The following is a 24309-nucleotide window of genomic DNA, read 5'->3' on the forward strand; positions in this document are numbered from 1 at the left end:
GCGGAGTGGGGGTGGTGCTCGGCCGGGGGAGTGGGCCGCTGTCGGGTGAGGGTGCTGCCGGGCGCGGGGAGGTGCCGGGGCGGCGGCTGGTGCGCGCTTCGTTCGGTCAGGATCGGGCGTTGACGAACTGGCGCAGCAGGGCGTTGAACTCGTTGGCCTTCTCGCGGTTCGGCCAGTGCCCGGCGCCGGGGATCACGTGCAGCTGAGCACCGGAGATGGCGGTCGCGGCCTGCCGGGAGGAGGAGATCGGCACCGCGGTGTCCTGCTCGCCGTGGATGAACATCACGGGGCAGTTGATCTGGTCCAGGTGGGGGCCGTGGTTGACCCGCATGGCGCGCCGCCCGAGCGAGTCGCGCTGCCAGTCGGAGAACACCGATTCGCGCTGCCCGGCTTCGGCGCTGACCTCGTCGACGATGCTCTCCAGGTCGGGCACGGGCCGGTCGCCGGTGAACAGCTGCTTCGTCAGCTGCCGCCGCACCAGTCCACGATGCTTCGCCAGCAGCTTCGCGCTCACCGAGCCGACGAATTCGACTCGGGTCGCCAGGTAGCTCAGCAGGTGGTGGTCGAGCCGGGGCACCAGCCCACCGGAGCCGACGAGCACCAGTCCTCGCACGCGCCGAGGATGGCGCAGCGTGAACCCGGTGGCGATGCTGCCGCCCATGGACAACCCGACGATCATGGTGTCCCGCACCTGCCAGGCGTCGAGCAACCACCGCAGCACCTCTTCGAAGGTGCGCTGGTTGGCGCGGCCGTGCCACGGCCTGCTCCCGCCTTGACCGGGCAGGTCGGGCACGTAGACGCGGTGGTCTTCGGCGAGCACGGGAATCGTGTGCCGCCAGCTCAGCATCGCGTTGTCCAGACCGCCGCCGTGCAGCAGCACGATCGCGGGCCCAGAGGACCCCGCGCGGTAGTAGCGGATCTTGCCGGCAGGGAACTCGACGTGGTCGACCTCGACACCCTGGGGCGGGGCGGTCATCTGTACTCCTTGTTCGGGACTGGCTGGAGACGGGCGGTCCGGATCGCGGACCTGCCGTTCGTACGATCAGACGTGCGGCGGGACCGTCACGTTGCCGTACCTGAGAGGTGACGAGGGCAACGACTCCGCCGAGGACGAGCGCACCTTTTCGATCTTGCGACGGGGCGCTGGTGTTACTGGGGAGGATAGGCCCGCAGCGCAGCGGACGGGCACCACCCGCCGGGGCCCGTGCGTGGCGTGCCAGGATCGGAGCGTGAGCACCGTGTATGACTGCAACCGCCCGGACGACCGGGAAGCCGGTCTCGCCGCAGCCGCGAACACCGTCCGCGCCGGAGGGCTCGTCGTCCTGCCCACCGACACCGTGTACGGGATCGGCGCGGACGCCTTCGACTCCGATGCCGTGGGGTCGTTGTTGTCGGCCAAGGGCCGAGGACGCGACATGCCCGTTCCGGTGCTGGTCGGTTCGTGGTCGACCATCGACGGCCTCGTCCAGTCCGTGTCGCGGCAGGCCCGATCGCTGGTGGAGGCGTTCTGGCCGGGCGGGTTGTCGCTCGTGCTGCCGCAGGCGCCGTCGCTGGCGTGGGACCTGGGCGACACGCGCGGGACGGTGAACCTGCGGATGCCGCTGCACCCGGTCGCCCTGGACCTGCTGCGCGAGGTCGGCCCGATGGCCGTGTCGAGCGCGAACCGGACGGGGCACCCGCCGGCGTCCGCGGCGGAGCAGGCGCGGGAGCAGCTCGGCGAGTCGGTCGGGGTGTACCTGGACGGCGGGCCCGCCGGTGAGCCGGTCGCCTCGACGATCGTGGACCTGACCCAGCCGCAGCCGCGGGTGCTGCGGGAGGGCGCCGTGACCTTGGCGGAGCTGTCCGAGGTGCTCGGCGTCGAGGTCGAGCCCGCGGCGTGAGCCGGGCGCCGTCGCCGGTTTCCCGGTGACGGCGCGAACCCCCTTCCCCTGTCAGTGGGCGCACCGCACCGGCGATGTGCGTCCACGGCTCGGCCTGCGCGCGTCGAGCGGTGACAGGAAGGTTCCCTTCTTCGCACGGCTGGAATTCGCCGGTTCGCGCAGGCCATGAACGCGGCGCGTGCCCGGTCGCGTTCCCGGCGTGACAGGAAGGTTCCCTTGCTCGCGGCCCGCACGACCGCTCGCCGAGCCCCGGACGATCTTCGCTGTTCCGGACCGGTGGTCGTGGTGCGGCTGTTGGCCGATAGCGTTAGCCCCAGATGCGCAACGTGGACAGCGATGAGGAGCGCCGAGCTTGAAGACGCCGTTCTGGGGGCTGAACATCGACCTTCCGCGGGCCGTCGGCCCGCGAGGGTAGAGCCGCCGCCATGGACAACGCACCCCTCTGGGCTCCCGCGGGTCTCCCCGCCCGCGAGTACCTGCTTGTTCTGCTCACCGCGGCGGCGGTGACATTCCTGTTGACCGGCTTGGTCCGGTTGCTGGCGATCCGCGTGGGCGCGGTCGCCTATCCCCGCAAGCGCGACGTGCACCTGACGCCGATCCCCCGGATGGGCGGGGTGGCGATGTTCGGCGGGGTGCTCGCGGCGATGTTCCTCGCGAGCAACCTGCCTGCGCTGTCGCGGGGTTTCGAGTTCTCCAACGACGCGGTGGCCGCGCTGGTGGCCGGTGGGTTGATCGTGCTGGTCGGCGCGCTCGACGACCGCTTCGAACTGGATTCGCTGACGAAGCTGGCCGGTCAGGTGACCGCGGCCGGGATCCTGGTGCTGCTCGGTGTGCAGTGGTTCGGGTTCTGGGTGCCGTGGGGTGGCGATGAGGGGCACATGGGTCAGCTCATGGTCCTCAACAGCAACCAGGGCCAGCTGCTGACGGTGCTGCTGGTCGTCACGATGATCAACGCGATGAACTTCGTGGACGGCCTGGACGGGCTTGCCTCGGGGATCGGGTTGATCGCGGCGAGCGCGACCTGCGCGTTCTGCCTGAGCCTGCTGCAGCAGCACGGTGGCGACGTCACCGCGTACCCGCCGGCGCTGATCGCGGCGTCGATCGCGGGCGCGTGCATGGGCTTCCTGCCGTACAACTTCCAGCCGGCGCGGATCTTCATGGGCGATTCGGGTTCGATGCTGATCGGGCTGATGCTGGCGACGGCGAGCACGTCGGCGTCCGGCAAGGCCGACTACGCGGGCTTCGGCGGCAAGGACCTGCTGGCGCTGCTCTCACCCCTGCTGGTGCTGGCGGCGGTGCTGTTCGTGCCGCTGCTGGACTTGATCATGGCGGTGGTACGCCGGACGCGGGCCGGCAAGAGCCCGTTCCACGCGGACAAGATGCACCTGCACCACCGGCTGCTGGAAATCGGCCACTCGCAACGCCGCGCGGTGCTGCTCATCTACTTGTGGGCAGGCGTGCTGGCCTTCGGCGCGGTGTCGTTGACGCTGTTCAGCGCGGCCGTGGTCGGCTGGGTGGCCGGGATCGGCGTGGCGGCGGCAGCTATCATTTCGCTCATTCCGAGAATGGCCGGACGATGGCGATCCGATCGAGGGGCCTGAATGAGCGAGACGACCGAACAGCCCGCCGAGCAGGCAGCGGAGAACCCGCACGCCGCGACGGTGCGGAAGCTGGCCGACGCCATGCTGCGGACCGCGCTGTGGCCGGGTGTCGCGACGGTGCTGCTCGGCATCGTGGTGTCCGCGGTCCTCGTCGGGGCGACCGGCGCGTTCGGCGCGGTCGTCGGTGGCGCGGTGGCGTTCGGATCGTCACTGCTCACTATCTTCCTGATGCGCTGGACGGGTGGGTTGCACCCGATGTTCGTCATGGCGGTCGCGCTCGGTGGTTACGTCGGCAAGATGCTGGTGTTACTCATCGTGATGACCTTGCTGGGCGGCGTGGAAGCGATCCATCCGATGGCGCTGGCGTTGACCATGCTGGCCACCATCATGGTGTGGGCCGGCGCAGAGGTCGTCGCATTCCGGAATACCAAGATCCCGACCATCGTCACTGGTCAATGACCGTTTTGTTGACCAAGACCGGGTAGCTTCCCGAAACTTGTTACCCGCTGGTATTGTCCGCTTCGGCCTGGTCGCCCATCCGTGTGGCGACCGTCCATCCCTTACTGAACGTATCTGCGCTCACTAGGGTGGGGTCGGCGAACGTGCCAGATCGCGTATCGGGTACGTTACGTGCAAATCATGACGATTCCCCCGGCGGTGTGAACCTCGGGAGAACCGGAAGGAGCCCAGTTGGGCGCGCTGGTGCTGGCCCAAGGCGGACAGTTCGTACCGCCGGGTGCCGATGCTTTTGACCTCCCGCCGATCTTCGGCGGCGTAACCAAGCCGATGGTGCTGATCGCACTCTCGGTGGTGATCGTCGGCGCGTACTTCGTGATGGCGACCCGCAACCTGAAGCTGGTACCGGGCAAGTCCCAGTTCGTCGCGGAGTTCCTCTACGAGTTCAGCCGTAACAACATCGCGCGGGACCAGATCGGGGCGAAGGACTTTCGCAAGTTCGTCCCGCTGATCTTCGCGCTGTTCACGTTCGTGCTGGTGAACAACATCTTCGGGATCATCCCGCTGATCCAGTTCCCCACGATGTCGCGGATCGGGTTCCCGGTCGCGCTGTTCATCGTCGTGTACGTCGTGATCCACACGGTCGGTTTCGCCACGCACGGATTCCTCGGCTACTTCAAGCACGTCATGTTCCCACCGGGCGTGCCGAAGCCGATCTACGTGCTGCTCGCGCCGATCGAGTTCTTCCAGAAGTTCATCGCCCAGCCGGTCGCGCTGGCGATCCGGGTGTTCGCCGCGATGTTCGCCGGTCACCTCATCCTGCTTGTGTTCACCTTGGGCGGGGAATTCCTGCTCATGGAGGCGAGCGCGGGGCTGAAGCCGGTCTCCATCGTCGCTTTCGCCTTCTCCATTGCCTTGACGTTCGTCGAAGCCCTGATCCAGGTGCTCCAGGCCTACATCTTCGCGCTGCTGACGGCCAACTTCATCGGCAGTGCGCTGTCCTCGGAGCACTGAGAGCAAGACCAAGACCTCCGATCCGCGCGGATTGCGCGGACCGAGTTGAAAGGTAGTGAAAGTGAGCAACATCGTTCTTGCGCAGGCCGCCGAATCTGCAGCGAACATCAACCCCGGCCTGGCCGCGATCGGCTACGGCCTCGGCGCCATCGGCCCGGGTGTGGGTGTCGGTCTGATCTGGGCCGCCGTCATCAACGGCACCGCGCGTCAGCCGGAGGCCCAGGGCCAGCTGCAGGGCATCGCCTGGATCTCGTTCGTCCTGGTCGAGGTGCTCGCCCTGATCGGCCTGGTCGTGTACTTCATCGCCTCCGCAGCCTGACCTTGTTCACGGCTGGAGAGCGTTGGGAGACGTCGTGGTGAAGACACAGATGCTGTTGGCCGCGGAGGGCGGGCACAACCCCGTCATCCCCGAGCCGGCCGAGATCGTCGTCGGCCTGATCGCCTTCCTGATCCTGCTGTTCGTACTGTGGAAGTACGCGGTGCCGCGCTTCGAGAAGATCTACGCGGAGCGCAGCGAGCGGATCGAGGGCGGTATCGCCCGCGCCGAGCAGGCTCAGGCCGAGGCACAGCGGACGCTGGAGCAGTACAAGTCGCAGCTGGCCGAGGCGCGCGCCGAGGCTGCGCGGATCCGGGACGACGCGCGGGCCGAGGGCCAGCAGATCGTCGAGGAGATGCGCACCCAGGCTCAGACCGAGTCGGAGCGGATCGTCACGCAAGGCCAGAACCAGCTGGCCGCGCAGCGTTCGCAGATCGTTGCGGAGCTGCGCGCCGACCTCGGCCGTCAGGCCGTGGATCTGGCCGGTCGCATCGTCGGGGAGTCCCTTGAGGACGAGACCCGTCGTCGCGGCACCGTGGACCGGTTCCTGGAGGAACTGGACTCCACGTCGGCACCGTCCGGGTCCAGCAGGTCCTGACGGCGCCGGTGCGATGGACACGCACATGATGTGGTCCCCGAAGGTTCCCCCAGAACGAAAGGCCCTGGAGAGTTGAGCACCCTCGTGAACGCCGCGAGCCGCGACGCGCTGGCAGCCACCGAGCTGCAGCTGTTGCAGGCCACCGACGGGGCCGGGGCCGCGGAGATCACCGGCCTCGCCGACGAACTGTTCGGCGTGGCCGCCCTGCTGGGTCGTGAGTCGACCCTGCGCCGGGCGCTGGCGGACGCCTCCACCGAACCCCGTTCGCGGGAGGAGCTGGCCAAGCAGTTGCTGGCCGGCAAGCTCGGCGCCCGGGCGCTGCCCGTGGTCGTCGAAGCCGTCCGCTCCCGCTGGTCGAGCGCGAAGGACCTGGTCGGAGGTCTGGAGCGGCTGGCACGGATCGCCCTGCTGGTGCAGGCCGAACGGGCGGGCCGGCTGGACGCGGTCGAGGACGAGCTGTTCCGCCTCGGCCGCATCATCGGCGCCGAACTGGAGCTGGAGCGGCTGCTGGCCGACCCGGCCGCTGCCACCGACGGCAAGACCGCGCTGGTCGACGAACTGCTCGGCGGCAAGGTCGAACCCGTCACCCAGGCCCTGGTGCGCCAGTTGGTGGCGCACCCGCGTGGCGGACACGTCAGCGAGGGGCTGGAGGAGCTCGCGGAGCTCTCGGCCAAGCGCCGGGAGCGTTCGGTGGCGCACGTGCGGTCCGCCATCGAGCTCTCCGAGCAGCAGCAGCAGCGGCTCGCGGCCACGTTGCAGCGGATCTACTCGCGGCCCATCGCGGTCCACCTGGAAGTGGATCCTGCGGTCGGCGGCGGCCTGCTGATCAAGGTCGGTGACGAGATCATCGACGGGACGACCACGGGGCGCCTGCAGTCCCTCCGGCGCGATCTCGCCGACTGACGGCGAGGGCGCGGCCCGGACACGAACTTCCTTCCAGAACGAACCGAGAGCAGGAACGAGACATGGCGGAGCTGACGATCTCGTCGGACGAGATCCGCAGTGCGATCGAGAAGTACGTCTCCAGCTACTCCCCGGAGGTCAGCCGCGAGGAGGTCGGCGTCGTCACCGATACCGGTGACGGCATCGCCCATGTCGAGGGCCTGCCTTCGGTGATGACCGAAGAGCTGCTGGAGTTCCCCGGCGGCGTCTACGGCGTGGCGATGAACCTGGAGGCGCAGGAGATCGGCGCGGTCATCCTGGGCGAATCCGCGGGCATCGAAGAGGGCCAGGAGGTCAAGCGGACCGGCAAGGTGCTGTCCATGCCGGTCGGCGACGGCTTCCTCGGCCGCGTGGTGGACCCGCTGGGCGAGGCCATCGACGGCCTCGGCGAGATCAAGGCCGAGGCGCAGCGCGCCCTCGAGCTGCAGGCCGCCACGGTCGTGCAGCGCCAGGGCGTCGCCGAGCCGATGCAGACCGGCATCAAGGCCATCGACTCGATGACCCCCATCGGCCGCGGCCAGCGCCAGTTGCTGATCGGCGACCGCAAGACCGGCAAGACCACGGTCGCGGTCGACACGATCATCAACCAGAAGGGCAACTGGGACAGCGGTGACCCTGCCAAGCAGGTCCACTGCATCTACGTCGCGATCGGCCAGAAGGGCTCCACGATCGCCGGCGTCAAGAAGTCCCTCGAGGACGCGGGCGCGATGGAGTACACGACCATCGTCGCCGCCCCCGCCTCGGACTCGCCGGGTCTGAAGTGGCTGGCCCCCTACGCGGGTTCCGCGCTGGGCCAGCACTGGATGTACCAGGGCAAGCACGTCCTGATCGTGTTCGACGACCTCACCAAGCAGGCCGAGGCCTACCGCGCGATCTCGCTGCTGCTGCGTCGTCCGCCGGGCCGCGAGGCCTACCCCGGTGACGTCTTCTACCTGCACTCCCGTCTGCTGGAGCGCTGCGCGAAGCTCTCCGACGAGATGGGCGCCGGTTCGATGACGGGCCTGCCGATCATCGAGACGAAGGCCAACGACGTGTCGGCCTACATCCCGACGAACGTCATCTCCATCACCGACGGCCAGTGCTTCCTGCAGTCGGACCTGTTCAACGCCGGTCAGCGCCCCGCCATCGACGTCGGCATCTCGGTGTCCCGCGTCGGCGGTTCCGCGCAGATCAAGGCGATGAAGTCGGTCACCGGTTCGCTGAAGATCGACCTGGCGCAGTTCCGCGAGCTGGAGGCGTTCTCCGCCTTCGCCTCGGACCTCGACGCCGCGTCGAAGGCGCAGCTGGACCGCGGTGCCCGCCTCATGGAGCTGCTCAAGCAGGGCGCGGGCGATCCGCTTCCGGTCGAGGAAGAGGTCGTGTCGCTGTTCCTCGGCACGAAGGGCCACGTCGACACCGTTCCGGTCGGCGACGTGCGGCGCTTCGAGTCGGAGTTCCTCTCCTACCTGCGCCGCACCCACGAGTCGCTGCTCAAGGACATCGTCGAGAGCAAGAAGCTCTCCGACGACGGCCAGAAGCTGATCGTGGACTCGGTCGAGGAGTTCAAGAAGCAGTTCACGACCTCCGACGGCTCCTCACTCACGCAGGAAGCCGACGCCGAGGCCATGGACGCGGACGCGGTGGGCCAGGAAACCGTTCAGGTCAACAAGCCCGCCCCGAAGAAGTGACCGGGTAAGCCATGGCCAATCTTCGAGAACTGCGAGACCGCATCCGGTCGGTCAAGTCGATCCGGAAGATCACCAAGGCGCAGGAACTGATCGCCACGTCCCGCATCATGCGGGCTCGGACCAGGGTGGAGGCGTCCCGGCCGTACGCGGCCGAGATCACCAAGTCCCTGTCCGAGCTGGCCGGGGCGAGTTCGCTGGACCACCCGCTGCTGGTGGAACGGGACAACCCGAAGCGGGCCGCGGTGCTCGTGGTGACCAGTGACGGCGGCCAGTGCGGCGGCTACAACTCCAACGTGCTGCGCGCGGCGGAGGAACTGCAGAGCCTGCTGCGCGAGCAAGGCAAGACCCCGGTGCTGTACGTGATCGGCCGCAAGGGCGACGCGTACTACCGGTTCCGGCAGCGGCCCGTCGCGGCCAGCTGGACCGGTTTCGCCGAGAAGCCCGGCTACTCGGATGCCGCTGAAGTGGGGGAGACCCTGGTCAAGGCGTTCCTCGCGGGCGCCGACGACTACCTCGACGACGGCGGCGAGGACGGTACGCTGGGTGTGGACGAGTTGCACGTGGTGCACACCGAGTTCGTGTCGATGCTGACGCAGCGGCCCACCGTCACGCGGATCGCTCCGCTGGAGGTGGAGTACTCCGACGAGCCGAAGAAGCCGAGGTCGGTCTACGACTTCGAGCCGGACGCGGACACGTTGTTCAAGGCGTTGCTGCCGAAGTACATCAACACCCGGATCTTCGCCGGGCTGCTGGACTCGGCGGCGTCCGTCTTCGCGGCGCGTCGTACCGCGATGAAGGCGGCGACGGACAACGCGGACGAACTGATCCGCAACCTCAGCCGTGAGGCCAACCAGGCCCGTCAGGCCCAGATCACCCAGGAAATCAGCGAGATCGTCGGTGGTGTCGAGGCGCTCTCGTCAGCAGGAAGTGAGTGACATGACTGCGACTGCCACTAGCACGGCTACTGGCACCGGCCGCGTCGTCCGGGTTCTCGGCCCGGTCGTGGACGTCGAGTTCCCGCGCGACCAGGTGCCCGACCTCAACAACTCCCTCACCGTGGACATCACCGCTGAGGCCATGGCCAAGACGCTGACGCTCGAGGTCGCCCAGCACCTCGGTGACAGCGTCGTGCGCTGCGTCTCGATGCAGCCGACCCAGGGCCTGGTGCGGGGCGTCGCGGTGCGCGACTCCGGCGAGGGCATCTCGGTGCCGGTGGGCGACGTGGTCAAGGGCCACGTGTTCAACGCCCTCGGGCACTGCCTCGACGAGCCGGGCTACGCCTCGGACGCCGAGCGCTGGTCCATCCACCGCAAGGCCCCGGCGTTCGACCAGCTCGAAGGCCGCACCGAGGTGCTGGAGACCGGCATCAAGGTGATCGACCTGCTCACCCCGTACGTCCAGGGTGGCAAGATCGGCCTGTTCGGCGGTGCCGGTGTCGGCAAGACGGTGCTCATCCAGGAGATGATCCGCCGTGTCGCCAAGAACTTCGGTGGTACCTCCGTGTTCGCCGGTGTCGGCGAGCGCACCCGTGAGGGCAACGACCTGTGGGTGGAGATGGCGGAGTCCGGCGTGCTCGCCGACACCGCGCTCGTGTTCGGGCAGATGGACGAGCCGCCGGGTACCCGTATGCGGGTCGCCCTGTCGGCGCTGACCATGGCGGAGTACTTCCGCGACGTCCAGAACCAGGACGTGCTGCTGTTCATCGACAACATCTTCCGGTTCACCCAGGCGGGCCAGGAGGTGTCGACCCTGCTGGGCCGGATGCCTTCCGCGGTGGGTTACCAGCCGACGCTGGCCGACGAGATGGGTGAGCTGCAGGAGCGGATCACCTCGACCCGCGGCAACTCGATCACCTCGATGCAGGCGATCTACGTGCCCGCGGACGACTACACCGACCCGGCGCCGGCGACCACGTTCGCCCACCTGGACGCGACGACGGAGCTGTCCCGGCCGATCTCGCAGATGGGCATCTACCCGGCGGTCGACCCGCTGACCTCCAGCTCCACCATTCTGGACCCGGCCATCGTGGGCGACGAGCACTACCGCGTCGCCCAGGAGGTCAAGCGGATCCTCCAGAAGTACAAGGAACTGCAGGACATCATCGCCATTCTCGGTATGGACGAACTGTCCGAAGAGGACAAGGTGACGGTGCAGCGGGCGCGGCGCATCCAGCGCTACCTGTCGCAGAACTTCTTCGTGGCCAAGCAGTTCACCGGCCAGGACGGCTCCTTCGTGCCGGTGAAGGAGACCATCGAGGCGTTCGACAAGCTCTGCAAGGGCGACTTCGACCACTACCCGGAGCAGGCCTTCCTGTCCATCGGTGGTCTGGAGGACCTGGAGCAGGCCTACAAGAAGCTCACCGAGAAGTGAGCCCCGGTCTTCGCCGCGGCTGTCCGCCGCGGCGAAGACCTACCGGCAGCGGGTCGGGGTCCGTCACGGGCCCCGGCCTCTTTTTTCGCCTTTCCGCGAGGAAGGGAACCTTCCTGTCACCCGTGACCTGAAGGTTCCCCTCCTCGCGTCCCCCCTCCGGATGTGACGAGGCCCTGTTCGGCCCGTCATCAGAGCCCGCCTGGCGTTGGCTAGACTGCGGGCTGTACACCCGACAAAGGAGACGCGCGTGGCCAACATGTCCGTCCAGCTGGTCGCTGTCGAGCGCCGCCTGTGGTCCGGTGAGGCGACCACCGTCGTGGCCCAGACGACCGAAGGCGAGATCGGCATCCTGCCGGGGCACGAGCCGCTGCTCGGCCAGCTCGTCGAGGGTGGCGTCGTGAAGATCACGACCGTCGACGGCGACACCGTGACCGCGGCGGTGCAGGGCGGATTCCTGTCCGTCACCGCCGACGGCGTCAGCGTGCTCGCCGAGTCGGCCGAACTCGCCCAGGAGATCGACGTCGCGCAGGCTCGTGCGGATGCCAAGAGCGACGACGAGGAAGCCCGCACGAGGGCCCTGAGTCGACTTCGGGCGGCCGGGCAGTCCGTCTGACGGGCCGCGCACATGGGCTCCGCGGGCGTGTGGTCGATCATCGGTGCCGGGCTGGTGCTTGTCCTGGCCGGCGCGGCCCTGAGCGTGGTGCTGGCCGCTCGCCGGCGGCTGCGGCAGCTGCGCGCCGGTGGCATCGATGTGGCGTTGCGCCTGCGGACCGATGATCGTGGTCGCGGCTGGCACCTCGGGGTCGCGCACTACCGCGGCGAGGAGTTCACCTGGTACCGGGTGCTGAGCCTGCGTTCCGGACCGAACTGGGTGGTGAACCGCCGCGACGTGGAGATCGCGACCCGGCGGGAACCGTCGATGTCCGAGGTGTACGCCTTACCGCAGGCCGCGACCGTCCTGCACCTGACGGGGCGCGACGAGCACCTCGAGGTCGCCATGGGCGCGGACGCGTTGACCGGGTTCCTGTCCTGGTTGGAGTCGGCCCCGCCGGGCCGATCCGTGCCTTGGGCGTCCTGACCGCCCCAGCAGCACGCGCCCCCTCCAGAGGGGGCGCGTTTTTTTGTGCCCGCGTGCGAGGAAGGGAACCTTTCTGCCACGGGTGACAGAGAGGTTCCCTTCCTCGCAGGGCTTCGGGCACGCGGATGGCCTCCGCTCCGGGCGTTGGACGGGCTCCTCAGCGGTCGGCGGTCGTCCCGCCGTGCTCCGCGCACACCTCGCGGAGCAGGTCGAGGAAGACACCGGTGAGTTCGGCGGGGGAGTCCGCGGGCAGGGCGGCGTGCACCCGGCGGAACAGGGCGGGTTCGGCGAGCGCGCGGGACACGGTGCCGGGGACCTCGCCGATCGCGAGCCGGGGCAGGAAGGCCACCGCCACGCCCGCGGACACCACGGCCTGGGCGACCGCGTACGACTCCGATTCGAACGGGACTCGCGGCGTGAACCCTTCGACGCGTGCGAGCGCGTCGAGCTGCCGCCGGTTGGGCAGGTCCCGCGGCGCGCAGGCCCAGGCGTCGGCGGCGAAGTCCCGCAGCGTGCGACCGGGCGCGGCCGATGCGGTGGCGGCGTGGTGGCGTTCCGGCAGCACGGCGAGGACCGGGTCGTCGAGCAGCGGGATCAGCCGGACGCCCGCGGGGGCGCGCAGCGGTTCGTCGTACTCGGCGACCAGTGCGAGGTCGAGTTCTCGTTCGGCGACGAGCGCGTTGCCCTCGACCGGGCCGAGGTCGACGACCGAGATTTCGCTGTCAGGGCGCAGCCGGTTGAGCGCGGCGAGCGCTTCCGGGAGCAGCCGCACGCCCGCGGTGGGGAACGCGCCGATCCGCAGCCGGTTCCGATGCAGGCCGAGGTGCCGGGCGCGGTCCTCTTCGGCGTCGTGCAGCACGCGGGCGATCTGGTCGGCGTGCTCGGCCAGCCGGGCACCGAGCGGGGTCAGCCGCACCCCGTGCGGGAGGCGTTCGACGAGTCCGGTGCCCGCGGCGCGTTCGAGCCGGGCGAGCTGCTGGGAGACGGCGGGCGGTGTGCGCCCGGTGAGTTCGGCGGCGCGCGTGATGCTGCCGCCGTCGCGCAACGCGATCAGCAGCAGCAGCTTCGCCGGGTCCATGAAGTTCTACTTTAGGCGCACGAAGTTCGAGTAACTGGCGGTGAACGCCTCGGCTCGGAAAGACTGGCCGCATGAAGGACGCGTCTCCCGGCAGCGGGCAGTTCACGATCACCCCGGAAGCGATCGACGGTGCGGACTCGCGCGCCGCGCTGGAGCAGTACGTCGGCGAGCTGGCGCGGTTGTTCCCCGCTGGTTTCGATCCGGGCCGGGCCGCGCCGCCCGAGCCCGGTGACTTCACACCGCCGCGGGGCTACTTCCTGCTGGTGCGCGATGCGGCCGGCGAGGCCCGCGGCTGCGGCGCGGTGCGGGTCGCGGAAGGCGGGTTCGCGGAGATCCGCCGCATGTGGATCTCGCCCGCGCTGCGCGGGCAGGGCGCGGGGCGGGCGTTGCTGGCCGATCTCGAACTGCACGCGAGCAAGCTGGGCTGCGAGGTGGTCCGGTTGGACACGGCCGCGGAGCTCCGGGCCGCCCGGTCCCTGTACGCCTCGGCCGGTTACGTGGAGATCCCTGCGTACAACGACAACGAGTACGCCCGCCACTGGTTCGAGAAGTCGCTGGTGTGACCGCTCGTAAGCTGGTCCCGTGCACATCGAGATCGCGGAGTTCGACCACCCCGCCGTGCAGCGGCTGATCGCGGAGGTCCAGCAGGAGTACGTGGCCCGCTACGGACGCCAGGACGAGACCCCCATCGGATCCGAGCAGTTCCGCGCCCCGCACGGGATGTTCCTGCTCGGCCGCGTCGAAGGGGAACCCGTGGCCATCGGAGGGTGGCGGGCGTACGACCCGGCGGAACCGGAATTCGAGGACGGCGACGTCGAGCTCAAGCGCATGTACGTGGCGCCGCGGGCGCGCGGCCGCGGCCTCGCCCGCCGGATGCTGGCGGAGTTGGAGGAGCGGGCCGTGGCGGCCGGGCACAAGCGGGTGCTGCTGGAGACCGGCGACCGGCAACCGGAGGCCATCGGCCTCTACCGGGCGTCCGGCTACCTCGACATCCCCGCGTTCGGGCCCTACCGCGACGACCCGGCTTCGGTGTGCTTCGCGAAGGCCTTGTGAGCCGCTAGGCGCCGCCGCCCGGACGCCACAGCACGTCGCCGTCGGGATTGGCGACGCGGGCGAGGATGAACAGCAGGTCGGACAGCCGGTTGAGGTACTTCGCGGCGAGCGCGTTGCTGCGGTCGGCGTCGGCTTCGAGCAGGCCCCACGCGGCGCGTTCCGCGCGCCTCGCCACGCAGCGGGCCTGGTGCAGCAGCGCGCCACCGGGAGTGCCGCCGGGCAGGATGAACGAGTTCAGCTTCGGCACCCGCGCGTTGTACTCGTCGCACCAGGCCTCCAGCCGGTCGACGTAGGCCTGGGTGACGCGCAGCGGCGGGAACTCGGGGTTCTCGACGACGGGGGTGGACAGGTCGGCGCCCACGTCGAACAGGTCGTTCTGCACCCCCCGCAGCACCTCGACGATCGCCGGCTCGAAGGTCGCGGTGGCCAGCGCCACGCCGAGCACCGAGTTCGTCTCGTCCACCTCGGCGTAGGCGACCAGGCGCGGGTCGGTCTTGCTGACCTCCGAGTTGTCGGAGAGCCGCGTCGTGCCCCCGTCGCCGGTCCGCGTGTAGATCTTCGTCAGGTGTACGGCCATGCCCCCAGCCTAGGTGCTGCGCCGCGTCGTGATCGGTGCGAGGAAGGTCGCCTTTCGGTCACCGGTGACAGGAAGGTTCCCTTCCTCGCACCGCTGCGCGTAGCGCACCCGCCACGGACGGGGCCGTGCCAGGGCCGTAACCTGCTGTTCGTGAGTGAGCACTTCCGCGTGCACGGCGGAGCGCGGCTCGTCGGCGAAGTCGACGTGGTCGGCGCGAAGAACAGCGTGCTGAAGCTGATGGCGGCCGCGTTGCTGGCCGAGGGCACGACGACGATCACGAACTGCCCGGAGATCCTGGACGTCCCGCTGATGGGGGACGTGCTGCGCAGTCTGGGCTGCGAGGTCGTGATCGAGGGCCGCACCGCGTACATCACGACGCCCGCTGAGATCAGCCACGAGGCGGTCTCGCCGTCGATGGGCAAGCTCCGCGCGTCGGTGTGCGTGCTCGGTCCGCTGGTGGCGCGGTGCCGCAAGGCGGTGGTGACGCTGCCGGGCGGCGACGCGATCGGTTCGCGCCCGCTGGACATGCACCAGAGCGGGTTGCGCCAGCTCGGCGCGACGAGCCACATCGAGCACGGTGCGGTCGTGGCCGAGGCGGAGAACCTGCACGGCGCGCAGATCTGGCTGGACTTCCCGAGCGTGGGGGCCACGGAGAACATCCTGATGGCCTCGGTGCTCGCCGAGGGCACCACGATGATCGACAACGCCGCGCGGGAGCCGGAGATCGTTGATCTGTGCGTGATGCTGCAGCAGATGGGCGCGAAGATCGAGGGCGCGGGCACCTCCACGCTCACGGTGCACGGCGTGTCCTCGCTCAAGGCCGTGGAGCACCGGGTCATCGGTGACCGCATCGTGGGCGCGACGTGGGCGTTCGCCGCGGTGGCCACGCAGGGCGACATCAAGGTGCGCGGCGTGGACCCGCACCACGTGAACCTGGTGCTGGAGAAGTTGCGCAGCGCGGGTGCCGAGGTCGTCGTGGGCGACGAGGAGTTCCGCGTGGTCGCCGACCGGCGTCCGCTGGCGGTGGACTACGTGACGTTGCCGTACCCGGGTTTCGCGACGGACCTGCAGCCGATGGCGCTGGCGCTGTCCGCGGTGGCCGACGGCACGTCGATGATCACGGAGAACCTCTTCGAGTCCCGGTTCAGGTTCATCGAGGAGCTCGTGCGGATGGGCGCGGACGCGCGCACCGACGGGCACCACGCGGTGGTGCGCGGGCTGGAGCGGCTCTCCAGCGCGCCGGTGTGGGCTTCCGACATCCGCGCGGGTGTCGGCCTGGTGCTGGCCGGGTTGTGCGCCGACGGGATCACCGAGGTGTGGGACGTGTTCCACATCGACCGCGGGTACCCGAACTTCGTGGAGAACCTGCGGGGGCTGGGCGCCTACATCGAGCGCGTCACGGACTGAGGAGCTCAGCCGCTCTCGAACGCCACCCGGATGCCGAGCCCGACCATCACGGTGCCGGTGATCCGTTCCAGGGCGAGCCGGACGCGCCTGCGGCTGAGCAGTCCTCGCAGGCCGCCGACCAGCCACGACGCCAGGCGCCAGTAGACGAGCGCGACGCCCAGGAATGCCAGGGTGAGGATCATCGAGGTCGCCGTGCGCGGTTCGCCCGGCGAGATGAACTGCGGCAGCAGCGTCAGGAACAGCAGGATGATCTTCGGGTTGAGCACGTTGCTCACCAGGCCCTGCCGGAACGCCGCGCGCCGGGTCAGCACACCGCTGCCCGCGGCGGCCGCGGGCAGGTCGGTGGCCGGTTCGCCGCGGTCCCGGACGCTCTTCCACAGGGTCGTCGCGCCGAGCCACACCAGGTACGCCGCGCCCGCGATCTTGAGCGCCGTGTAGGCGACGGCGGAGGCCGCCAGCAGCGCCGACAACCCGGCCACCGAGATCGCCGCGTGCACCAGCAGCCCCGTGCAGCAGCCGAGGCCCGTCCACCACATCCCGGCCGTTCCGCCGCGGATGCTGTTGCGCAGGCCGAGCGCGGTATCGGGGCCGGGGGCGAGGGTCACCACGATCACGAACAGCACGAAGGGAACGAGTTGAGCGGGCACTCGCGCAGAATAGGGACGCGGGCCCGGTGGCGTCACGTGATTTCCGGGCGCAGCGACGCCCGCCACAGTCCGCGGCCCGAGCGTTTGGTCAGGGCTTGCGGCACACGGCCGCGTAGCTCGCGGCGCGCTCGGGGTCCGGTCCGACGTCCTCTTCGGAGTCCGGTCGCCACTGCGGGGTGAAGACCACTCCCGGTTCCAGCACGTCGAAGCCGCCCAGCATCGCGCTGATCTGCTCCGCGGTCCGCAGCGTCGCCGGCGTGGACGTGCACTGGTACAGCTCGCCCGCGGCGTCGAGTTCCGGCAGCTGGTCGGCGGTGCAGTGCGACAGCGCCAGGTAGCTCCCCGGTGCGAGCAGCTCGCGGTAGCGGCCGAGCAGCCCCACGGGGTCCTCCCGGTCCGGGATGAAGTGCAGCATCGCGAGCATCGTCACCCCGATCGGCCGGTCCAGGTCGAGCACCCGGGTCAGCTCCGGAACGCCCAGCAGCTGCTCGGGGTCGCGCATGTCGCCCTGCACGATCTCGGCGCGGGCGTTGTGCTGCAGCACGAGCTGGCTGTGCGCGATGGCGACGGCCTCGTTGTCCACGTAGACCACGGTGGACTCGGGGTCGAGCCGCTGCGCGATCTCGTGCACGGAGCCCGCGGTCGGGATGCCGGAGCCGATGTCGAGGAACTGCCGCACGCCCCGGTCCAGGTAGAAGCGCACGACGCGCTGCAGGAACAGCCGGTTGAGCCGTGCGTATTCGCGCGCTCCGGGGAAGATCTCCAGGGCGCGCTGCGCGAACTCGCGGTCGACCGCGAAGTTGGCCGAGCCGCCCAGGAAGTAGTTGTAGATGCGGGCGGCGCTGGGCCTGGTCAGGTCTGCCCGGACCGGTTTCCAGCTAGGTCTGTTGCTCACCCGGTGGCACCTCGCTGATCATGGCCGAGTCGGGCATTGGTCCGATCGTGGACCAATGATCAACTTTTGCCAAGTGGAATCCGCGAACTTCACGTTTTTCGTTCGTGCAAGCACAACAGCAGGTATCCGGCGATGGACTGGGCGTCGGTCACCTCGCCGTCCCGGATCATGCGTTCGACCTCCGCGCGGTCGAACCACGCCGCCCGCATGTCCTGCTCCTCGAGCTCCCGCTCATGCTCCCCGGCGGTGAGGCCGGTCGCCAGGAACACCCTGCCGCGCTGGCTGGACATGCCCGGAGCGACGTCCAGCCGCCCCAGGTCGGTCAGCCGCGCCGCGCGCAACCCGGTCTCCTCCCGGAGTTCGCGGGCGGCGAGCTCCGCGGTCTCCACCTCCGCCCGGTCCGGCGCGGTGCCCTGCGGGAACTCCCAGCGGCGCATGCCCAGCGGGTAGCGGAACTGCTCGACCAGGTGCAGCCGGTCCCCGTCCATCGGGATGATCAGCGCGTAGTCCGGTTTGTCCACCACGCCGTAGATCCCGTCGGAGTCGTCGGCGCGGCGGATGCCGTCCTCCCGGACCGTCATCCACGGGTTGGCGTAGACCTCGCGGCTGCTCGTCGTGCGCATGAGCCCATGGTCCTACGCCTCGCTCCGGACCGATCGCGCGGCAGGCGAGGAAGGGAACCTTCCTGTCACCCCGGCCGCGCCCGTCAGGCGCTCTCCGCCCGGTTGAGCTTCGAGCGGCGCACGCCGTAGCCGAGGTACACGGCGAGGCCGACGGCCGTCCAGATCCCGAAGACCAGCCAGGTGACCCAGTCGAGCCCGAGGATGAGGTACGCGCACAGCGCCACGCCCAGCAGCGGGACCCACGGCATCAGCGGCGTGCGGAAGGACCGGTCCAGGTCGGGTTTGCGCCGCCGCAGCACGATCACGCCGACGTTGACGATCCCGAAGGCCACCAGGGTCCCGATGCTCGTCGCGTCGGCGAGGCTGCTCAGCGGGACCACGGACGCGAGGATCGCCACCAGCACGCCGACGATCATGGTGTTGTGCGCGGGCACGGCGCGGCGGTTGACCGCGGACAGCTTCGCGGGCATCAGCCCGTCGCGGGACATCGACACCAGGATCCGGGTCTGCCCGTACAGGACGGTCAGCACCACGGAGGCGATCGCGACGACGGCGCCGAACGCGAGCAGCACCGCGGGCCAGCCCTGACCGGTGACGATCTCCAGCGCGGTCGCGAGCGAGGCCTCGGAGCCGCCGAGCACGTCGGTGCCGACCGCGCCCACGGCGGCGAAGGCCACCACCACGTAGACGAGGGTGACGATGACCAGCGAGAGCATGATCGCCCTCGGCAGGTCCCGCTTCGGGTTCCGCGCCTCCTCACCTGCGGTGGAGGCGGCGTCGAACCCGATGAACGAGAAGAACACCGCGGACGCGCCCGCCGAGATGCCCGCGATGCCGAGCGGCGCGAACGGCGTCAGGTTCTCCGAGCGGAACGCGGTGAGCGCCACGCAGACGAAGAACACCAGCACGGCCAGCTTGAGCAGGGTGGTGAAGGTGGTGACCGCGGCGCTCTCCCGCACGCCCATCATCAGCACGGCCGTGGCGAGCAGCACCACGATGACGGCGGGCACGTTCACGATGCCGCCTTCGCCCGGGGGCGCCGACAGCGCGTCGGGGATGGTCATGCCGAGGGTGCCGCGCAGGAACTCGTTGAGGTATCCGCCCCAGCCGACGGCGACCGCGGCGACCGACACGCCGTACTCCAGCAGCAGGCACCACCCGCAGATCCAGGCGACGAGTTCGCCGAGGGTCGCGTAGGCGTAGGAGTACGCCGAGCCGGACACCGGGACGCTGCCGGCGAGTTCGGCGTAGGACAGCGCCGAGCACAACGCGGCCAGGCCGGCCAGCACGAACGACACGATCACGGCGGGTCCGGCGGCGGGCGCGGCTTCGGCCAGCACGACGAAGATCCCGGTTCCCAGGGTCGCGCCGACCGACAGCGCGACCAGCGGTAGTAGCCCCAGGGTGCGGCTCAGCGCGGTGTGCGAGCTTTCGTCGGTGAGGCGCTCGACCGGTTTGACGCGGGAGAACAACTGGGCGTACGACACGAGAACGCACGGTAGACCTGCCGGTCCTAGTGATCTTCGTGAGGTTTGCCGGGGCACTACCGGCATGGGTGCTCGACATCGTGATCGGCGCCCGTACCCTGTGCCGGGTGCGTCTTGTCATCGCTCGCTGCAAGGTCGATTACGTCGGCCGCCTCACCGCGCACCTGCCCGTCGCCCAGCGCCTGCTGCTGGTGAAGTCCGACGGGTCGGTCTCGGTGCACTCCGACGACCGCGCCTACAAGCCGTTGAACTGGATGAGCCCGCCGTGCTGGCTGATCGAGGACCCCGGCGTGTGGACGGTGCAGAACAAGGCCGGCGAGAAGCTGGTGATCAGCATCGAAGAGGTGCTGCACGACTCCAAGCACGAGCTGGGCCCGGAGCCGGGTCTGGTCAAGGACGGCGTCGAGTCGCACCTGCAGCAGCTGCTCGCCGAGCACGTCACGACGCTCGGCGACGGGTGGTCGCTGGTGCGCCGCGAGTTCCCGACGGCGATCGGCCCGGTGGACCTGATGTGCCGGGATTCGGGCGGTGCCAGCGTCGCGGTCGAGATCAAGCGGCGCGGCGAGATCGACGGCGTGGAGCAGTTGACCCGCTACCTGGAACTGCTGAACCGGGACCCGCTGCTGTCGCCGGTGACCGGGGTGTTCGCGGCTCAGCAGATCAAGCCGCAGGCCCGGACGCTGGCGGAGGACCGCGGCATCCGGTGCGTGACGCTGGACTACGACCAGCTGCGCGGGATCGAGCCCGACGAGTTCCGGCTGTTCTGAGCCCCTCCTGCGGGGCGGTGGCGGGTTCCGCCGTCGCTCCGCGGCCGTGAGGTCGTCGATTCCGGCGCGGCTGACGCGCCTGTGCATGTCGAACACGTGTTCACCCTGCTGAGTGATGATTTCCGCCGCAGCGCGCGGAACACTGGAGACATGATCGCTTCATCGGTGTTCCTCGACGTGTCCGCGCTCGCGCTTCGCGCTGGTCGGCCGCCTCTTCCGGGCGGAGTAGCCGCCCTTCTGCGTCCGGGTCCTGCCGGTCGGCTTCGCCTTGCGGTGCGGCGGATCGCCGGGGTCTCCGGCGGTCCCGCGCGGGCGCCTGCCGGTCGTGCTCGCCCGTACCGCGACTCGGGTTGATTTTCGTTTTCTCCTGTGGACTGCGCTGTGATCGCGTGGTGGATTCCGTGTCCTGATCCGGTCCGCGAAACGCGGTGTCGTTTCTTGTTGGGCCGAGACGGCGTCTGACTGTCCGTGACGTTTCCGCTGCTCGGAGGAGTGGTGGTTGCGCCGAAAGTTGACACCCAACGAATTGGTATCGGTCCAGTGTGAGCGGTCCCACTGTGCGGTAGTGTCCGTCTGCCGCCGATCGGGTGGTGATTATCGTTGGACTTTGTTGGGTCTGGAGGTGGGGTAGCCGTGGACGTGCTAGCCCAAGAAGAGTTGCGGCTCGATGCCGGCGCGGTCGACTACGTGCTGCTCGCGCTGTACTTCGTGTTCGTGCTCGGCATCGGCTATCTCGCACGGCGCTCGGTCTCCACGAGCCTGGACTTCTTCTTGTCCGGGCGCGCGCTGCCGGCGTGGGTGACGGGGTTGGCCTTCATCGCGGCCAACCTGGGCGCGATCGAGATCATCGGCATGTCGGCCAACGGTGCCGAGTACGGCATGCCGACCATGCATTACTTCTGGGTCGGCGCGGTCCCGGCGATGCTGTTCCTCGGCATCGTGATGATGCCGTTCTACTACGGCTCGAAGGTCCGCAGCGTTCCCGAGTTCATGCTGCGGCGCTTCGGCAAACCGGCGCACCTGGTCAACGGCATCAGCTTCGCGCTCGCGCAGGTGCTCATCGCCGGTGTCAACCTGTACCTGCTGGCCAGCATCGTGAACGTGCTGCTCGGCTGGCCGCTGTGGGTGTCGGTGATCGTGGCCGCCGCGATCGTGCTGACCTACACCGCGCTCGGCGGGTTGTCCGCGGCGATCTACAACGAGGTGCTGCAGTTCTTCGTGATCGTCGCCGCGCTGCTGCCGCTGACCCTGGTCGGGCTGCACAAGGTCGGCGGCTGGGAAGGCCTGGTCGACAAGGTCAGCGCCAGCCCGGGCGGAGCCGAGCAGCTCTCGGCGTGGCCGGGCACCGAGCTCACCGGGTTCACCAACAGCTTCCTGAGCGTGCTGGGCATCGTGTTCGGCCTCGGCTTCGTGCTGGCCTTCGGCTACTGGACGACGAACTTCGTCGAGGTCCAGCGGGCCATGGCCTCCAAGAGCATGTCCGCGGCCCAGCGCACCCCGATCATCGGCGCGTTCCCGAAGCTGCTGATCCCGTTCATCGTCATCATCCCCGGCATGATCGCCGGCGTGGCGGTGCAGGAACTGGTCGTGTTCAAGGCGACCTCCACGGGCAACGTCGACTACAACGACGCGATCCTGCTGCTGATGCGGGACCTGCTGCCCAACGGCATCCTCGGCGTGGCGCTGGCAGGTCTGCTCGCCTCGTTCATGGCCGGTATGGCGGCGAACCTGAGCTCGTTCAACACGGTGTTCACCTACGACATCTGGCAGTCCTACATCAAGAAGGACGAGTCGGACCAGTACTACCTGAACATGGGTCGCTGGGTGACCGTCGGCGCCACCGTCATCGCGATCGGCACGGCGTTCATCGCGTCCGGCTACGAGAACCTGATGGACTACCTGCAGCAGCTGTTCTCGTTCTTCAACGCGCCGCTGTTCGCCACGTTCATCCTCGGTATGTTCTGGAAGCGGATGACCCCGACCGCGGGCTGGCTCGGCCTGGTGCTCGGTACCGCGTCCGCGGTCGCCGTGTTCGCACTCGCCGAGACCGGGGTCCTGGACCTGCCGGGTCAGGGCGCGAGCTTCGTCGGTGCCGGTGCGGCGTTCGTGGTGGACATCGTGGTCAGCGTGCTGGTCAGCATCGTGACCCGGCCGAAGCCGGACGAGGAACTGGTCGGCCTGGTGTACTCGCTGACACCGCGGACGAAGCTGAAGGCAGCGGCCTCCGGCGAGGACGCGGGCTGGTACCGCAAGCCCGGCTTGATGGCGGGCATCGTCCTGGTGATCACCATCGTGCTCAACATCGTCTTCGGCTGACCGGAGGAACCCCATGGCTACTGAGACACCCAAGCGCACTGCGGGCGCCTTCGACATCCGGTTGATCATCGCTGTGCTGTTCTTCCTGTACGGCCTGGTGCTCACCGTCCTCGGTGCCACCGCGAGCGCCGAGGACGTGGCGAAGGCCGCCGGGATGAACATCAACCTGTGGAGCGGGCTCGGCATGCTCGTGTTCGCCGTCGCGTTCGCCCTGTGGGTCCGGTTGCGGCCCCTGATCGTTCCCGACGGCTCCACCGAGGAGAGTGCCGCCGAGCACTGACCTCGCCCGTTCCGGTCCTCGCGGTCCGGAACGCGGCGGCACCGCGCGGCGTCGTCGATCGTGGCTTCGGCTCGATCGGCGGCGCCGCGTTCGCGTGCCCAGGACGAATTCGCCGTTCGCAGGCGGAGAATGACCGGTTCCGGACCGGCCGGGCGGGTTCGCTGGCTACTGTGATCGCGTGTCCAGACTCGTGACCTTGACCGCGACCCTGCTCGTCCTGCTCACCGCCGCAGGCTGCGCCACCGGCATGGGGAGGGCGACGTCGCAGCGGGAGACCGTGCCGGTCGTCGAGTTCGACGTGGACGCGGACGCGGTCTTCGACGACGCGTTCGCGCCGGACCGGTTGCGCTCGGTCGACCCGTGCGCGGCACTGCGCTCCGCCGGGCTGGAGCAGTACGGCGAGCCCGCCTCGGACACCCGGGGCGAGTTGGGGTCCTGCTCGAACTTCATGAAGGACCACGACGGCGAGCAGTTCAACGCCACGCTGTACCTGGACAACGACGTCTACAACGTCGACACCCACCGCATCGGCGGGTTGCCGGGCGAGGTGCTGCCCGAGGACGAGACGTGCTTCGTCCGCGCCGCCTACCAGGGGTCCGGCGCCGACGTCCTGGGCACCCGCCACGGCATGCAGGTCCAACTGCTCAGCGATGGGGCGACCGACCCGTGCTCGGCCGCGGTGCAGATCATGACCAGGATCGTCGACACCCTCCGCACCGATCCGCCGATCGGCGGCGGCGGGGGATCGATCGCCTCCTACGACCCGTGCGCGATGCTCAACCCCGTCGAGGCCCGCGACGCGCTGGCCGGCGCCACCGCGCCCGCCGTTGCCCGCGGCCTGTTCCGGTGCGGCTGGACCCCGGAGAACGGGGTGTCGGCGAACGTGCGCTTCGGATCGGGCCGGGTGGAGACGGGCCCGGTCCCGCCGGCCGACCTGGGCGGTCAGTTCGCCTCGGTGCTGCCGGGAGCCACCCCGGGGACCTGCCGGGTGCAGTGGGAGAACCGGGGCGTCGCCAAGCCGTCCGGGGACGACGAGCTCGTCGAGGTGTCGGTGAGCAACGCCGGGCGGATCCCGCTCGACCCGTGCGCGAACGCGATCGGTGCCGCTCGCGCGGCGCGGGCGAAACTCCCGCGGGGGTGACCCGTCGGCGTGCGGTGGATCACCGCGGGTGGCTGTCGGTCGTCCGGGCACGCGACTCAGCGCACCCGGGCCGGCACGGCCCGCGAAGAGTCGTGAGCACCGGTCGTAGCCGATTC

General features: G+C 69.5%; 26 protein-coding genes. 19 read left to right on the forward strand and 7 right to left on the reverse strand.

Annotation, left to right across the window (positions count from 1 at the left end; translation table 11 throughout):
- Positions 1 to 106: 106 nt before the first annotated feature.
- Complete coding sequence (locus tag ACWD38_RS02980; RefSeq protein WP_450123221.1) at positions 107 to 976, reverse strand: alpha/beta fold hydrolase; 870 nt, start codon at positions 974 to 976, stop codon at positions 107 to 109.
- A 253-nt stretch (positions 977 to 1229) separates the two neighbouring features.
- Here ACWD38_RS02980 and ACWD38_RS02985 point away from each other — a divergent pair, with 253 nt between their 5' ends.
- The 12 genes from ACWD38_RS02985 (at position 1230) to ACWD38_RS03040 (ending at position 11922) form a co-directional block, all read left to right on the forward strand.
- Positions 1230 to 1880, forward strand: coding sequence for an L-threonylcarbamoyladenylate synthase (locus ACWD38_RS02985; RefSeq protein ID WP_184482039.1), 651 nt, complete (start codon positions 1230 to 1232; stop codon positions 1878 to 1880).
- Positions 1881 to 2305: 425 nt separating this feature from the next.
- The gene (locus tag ACWD38_RS02990; protein ID WP_184482037.1) at positions 2306 to 3481 is read left to right on the forward strand and encodes a glycosyltransferase family 4 protein; all 1176 of its coding nucleotides are present in this window, start codon (positions 2306 to 2308) and stop codon (positions 3479 to 3481) included.
- The gene (locus ACWD38_RS02995) at positions 3482 to 3940 is read left to right on the forward strand and encodes a hypothetical protein (protein ID WP_184482035.1); all 459 of its coding nucleotides are present in this window, start codon (positions 3482 to 3484) and stop codon (positions 3938 to 3940) included.
- A gap of 231 nt (positions 3941 to 4171) precedes the next feature.
- Positions 4172 to 4951 carry a F0F1 ATP synthase subunit A gene (gene atpB / locus ACWD38_RS03000; protein WP_184482033.1) on the forward strand — a complete coding sequence of 260 codons (780 nt, stop codon included), beginning with the start codon at positions 4172 to 4174 and terminating at the stop codon, positions 4949 to 4951.
- 61 nt (positions 4952 to 5012) lie between these two features.
- On the forward strand, positions 5013 to 5270 hold the full coding sequence (locus ACWD38_RS03005; RefSeq protein ID WP_184482031.1) for an ATP synthase subunit c family protein: 258 nt from the start codon (positions 5013 to 5015) through the stop codon (positions 5268 to 5270).
- Between the two features lie 37 nt (positions 5271 to 5307).
- On the forward strand, positions 5308 to 5865 hold the full coding sequence (locus ACWD38_RS03010) for a F0F1 ATP synthase subunit B (RefSeq protein ID WP_184485679.1): 558 nt from the start codon (positions 5308 to 5310) through the stop codon (positions 5863 to 5865).
- 72 nt (positions 5866 to 5937) lie between these two features.
- The gene (locus ACWD38_RS03015) at positions 5938 to 6768 is read left to right on the forward strand and encodes a F0F1 ATP synthase subunit delta (RefSeq protein ID WP_184482030.1); all 831 of its coding nucleotides are present in this window, start codon (positions 5938 to 5940) and stop codon (positions 6766 to 6768) included.
- Positions 6769 to 6830: 62 nt separating this feature from the next.
- Positions 6831 to 8474, forward strand: coding sequence for a F0F1 ATP synthase subunit alpha (atpA, locus tag ACWD38_RS03020; RefSeq protein ID WP_184482028.1), 1644 nt, complete (start codon positions 6831 to 6833; stop codon positions 8472 to 8474).
- An 11-nt stretch (positions 8475 to 8485) separates the two neighbouring features.
- A complete protein-coding gene (locus ACWD38_RS03025) occupies positions 8486 to 9409 on the forward strand; it encodes a F0F1 ATP synthase subunit gamma (protein ID WP_184482026.1) in 924 nt (307 codons plus the stop codon).
- Position 9410: 1 nt separating this feature from the next.
- Positions 9411 to 10844 (forward strand): F0F1 ATP synthase subunit beta, encoded by a 1434-nt coding sequence (atpD, locus tag ACWD38_RS03030; RefSeq protein ID WP_184482024.1) that lies wholly within the window; start codon positions 9411 to 9413, stop codon positions 10842 to 10844.
- 247 nt (positions 10845 to 11091) lie between these two features.
- Positions 11092 to 11457, forward strand: coding sequence for a F0F1 ATP synthase subunit epsilon (locus ACWD38_RS03035; protein WP_184482022.1), 366 nt, complete (start codon positions 11092 to 11094; stop codon positions 11455 to 11457).
- 12 nt (positions 11458 to 11469) lie between these two features.
- The gene (locus ACWD38_RS03040) at positions 11470 to 11922 is read left to right on the forward strand and encodes a DUF2550 domain-containing protein (RefSeq protein ID WP_184482020.1); all 453 of its coding nucleotides are present in this window, start codon (positions 11470 to 11472) and stop codon (positions 11920 to 11922) included.
- Positions 11923 to 12079: 157 nt separating this feature from the next.
- On the opposite strand, the gene ACWD38_RS03045 is transcribed toward ACWD38_RS03040, so the two are convergent.
- Positions 12080 to 13000, reverse strand: a complete 921-nt coding sequence (locus ACWD38_RS03045; protein WP_450123222.1) for a LysR family transcriptional regulator — start codon at positions 12998 to 13000, stop codon at positions 12080 to 12082.
- Between the two features lie 71 nt (positions 13001 to 13071).
- On the opposite strand from ACWD38_RS03045, the gene ACWD38_RS03050 reads away from it, so the two are divergent.
- A complete protein-coding gene (locus ACWD38_RS03050) occupies positions 13072 to 13563 on the forward strand; it encodes a GNAT family N-acetyltransferase (RefSeq protein WP_450123223.1) in 492 nt (163 codons plus the stop codon).
- 19 nt (positions 13564 to 13582) lie between these two features.
- Positions 13583 to 14053: a GNAT family N-acetyltransferase gene (locus ACWD38_RS03055; protein WP_184482014.1), complete on the forward strand. Its 471-nt coding sequence runs from the start codon at positions 13583 to 13585 to the stop codon at positions 14051 to 14053.
- A gap of 4 nt (positions 14054 to 14057) precedes the next feature.
- Here the strand turns inward: ACWD38_RS03055 and ACWD38_RS03060 are convergent, their stop codons facing one another.
- Entirely contained in the window at positions 14058 to 14630 is a 573-nt protein-coding gene (locus ACWD38_RS03060; protein ID WP_184482012.1) for a cob(I)yrinic acid a,c-diamide adenosyltransferase, read from the reverse strand.
- 150 nt (positions 14631 to 14780) lie between these two features.
- Here ACWD38_RS03060 and murA point away from each other — a divergent pair, with 150 nt between their 5' ends.
- Positions 14781 to 16037 carry a UDP-N-acetylglucosamine 1-carboxyvinyltransferase gene (gene murA, locus ACWD38_RS03065; protein WP_184482010.1) on the forward strand — a complete coding sequence of 419 codons (1257 nt, stop codon included), beginning with the start codon at positions 14781 to 14783 and terminating at the stop codon, positions 16035 to 16037.
- 5 nt (positions 16038 to 16042) lie between these two features.
- Here the strand turns inward: murA and ACWD38_RS03070 are convergent, their stop codons facing one another.
- The 4 genes from ACWD38_RS03070 to ACWD38_RS03085 form a co-directional block, all read right to left on the reverse strand.
- Entirely contained in the window at positions 16043 to 16684 is a 642-nt protein-coding gene (locus ACWD38_RS03070) for a LysE family transporter (RefSeq protein WP_184482008.1), read from the reverse strand.
- A gap of 88 nt (positions 16685 to 16772) precedes the next feature.
- Positions 16773 to 17579, reverse strand: a complete 807-nt coding sequence (locus ACWD38_RS03075) for an SAM-dependent methyltransferase (protein ID WP_184482006.1) — start codon at positions 17577 to 17579, stop codon at positions 16773 to 16775.
- An 89-nt stretch (positions 17580 to 17668) separates the two neighbouring features.
- A complete protein-coding gene (locus ACWD38_RS03080) occupies positions 17669 to 18202 on the reverse strand; it encodes an NUDIX domain-containing protein (protein ID WP_184482004.1) in 534 nt (177 codons plus the stop codon).
- An 83-nt stretch (positions 18203 to 18285) separates the two neighbouring features.
- Entirely contained in the window at positions 18286 to 19689 is a 1404-nt protein-coding gene (locus tag ACWD38_RS03085) for an amino acid permease (protein WP_343071558.1), read from the reverse strand.
- 107 nt (positions 19690 to 19796) lie between these two features.
- Between ACWD38_RS03085 and nucS the strand changes: the two genes are divergently transcribed.
- From nucS to ACWD38_RS03105, 4 genes are all read left to right on the forward strand, one after another.
- The gene (gene nucS, locus ACWD38_RS03090; RefSeq protein ID WP_184481999.1) at positions 19797 to 20456 is read left to right on the forward strand and encodes an endonuclease NucS; all 660 of its coding nucleotides are present in this window, start codon (positions 19797 to 19799) and stop codon (positions 20454 to 20456) included.
- A 633-nt stretch (positions 20457 to 21089) separates the two neighbouring features.
- Complete coding sequence (locus tag ACWD38_RS03095; protein WP_184481997.1) at positions 21090 to 22772, forward strand: sodium:solute symporter family transporter; 1683 nt, start codon at positions 21090 to 21092, stop codon at positions 22770 to 22772.
- 13 nt (positions 22773 to 22785) lie between these two features.
- Positions 22786 to 23052 (forward strand): hypothetical protein, encoded by a 267-nt coding sequence (locus tag ACWD38_RS03100; protein WP_184481995.1) that lies wholly within the window; start codon positions 22786 to 22788, stop codon positions 23050 to 23052.
- 178 nt (positions 23053 to 23230) lie between these two features.
- Positions 23231 to 24193, forward strand: coding sequence for a hypothetical protein (locus ACWD38_RS03105; protein ID WP_184481994.1), 963 nt, complete (start codon positions 23231 to 23233; stop codon positions 24191 to 24193).
- Positions 24194 to 24309: the final 116 nt, after the last annotated feature.

It is taken from the genome of Saccharopolyspora sp. NPDC002578 (assembly GCF_053592695.1).

Bases quoted from the DNA above. Each gene is read 5' to 3' on its own strand.
- ACWD38_RS02980 (WP_450123221.1), bottom strand. From the start codon at position 976: ATGACCGCCCCGCCCCAGGGTGTCGAGGTCGACCACGTCGAGTTCCCT.
- ACWD38_RS02990 (WP_184482037.1), top strand. From the start codon at position 2,306: ATGGACAACGCACCCCTCTGGGCTCCCGCGGGTCTCCCCGCCCGCGAG.
- ACWD38_RS02995 (WP_184482035.1), top strand. From the start codon at position 3,482: ATGAGCGAGACGACCGAACAGCCCGCCGAGCAGGCAGCGGAGAACCCG.
- atpA (WP_184482028.1), top strand. From the start codon at position 6,831: ATGGCGGAGCTGACGATCTCGTCGGACGAGATCCGCAGTGCGATCGAG.
- ACWD38_RS03025 (WP_184482026.1), top strand. From the start codon at position 8,486: ATGGCCAATCTTCGAGAACTGCGAGACCGCATCCGGTCGGTCAAGTCG.
- atpD (WP_184482024.1), top strand. From the start codon at position 9,411: ATGACTGCGACTGCCACTAGCACGGCTACTGGCACCGGCCGCGTCGTC.
- ACWD38_RS03040 (WP_184482020.1), top strand. From the start codon at position 11,470: ATGGGCTCCGCGGGCGTGTGGTCGATCATCGGTGCCGGGCTGGTGCTT.
- ACWD38_RS03045 (WP_450123222.1), bottom strand. From the start codon at position 13,000: ATGGACCCGGCGAAGCTGCTGCTGCTGATCGCGTTGCGCGACGGCGGC.
- ACWD38_RS03050 (WP_450123223.1), top strand. From the start codon at position 13,072: ATGAAGGACGCGTCTCCCGGCAGCGGGCAGTTCACGATCACCCCGGAA.
- ACWD38_RS03060 (WP_184482012.1), bottom strand. From the start codon at position 14,630: ATGGCCGTACACCTGACGAAGATCTACACGCGGACCGGCGACGGGGGC.
- ACWD38_RS03080 (WP_184482004.1), bottom strand. From the start codon at position 18,202: ATGCGCACGACGAGCAGCCGCGAGGTCTACGCCAACCCGTGGATGACG.
- ACWD38_RS03100 (WP_184481995.1), top strand. From the start codon at position 22,786: ATGGCTACTGAGACACCCAAGCGCACTGCGGGCGCCTTCGACATCCGG.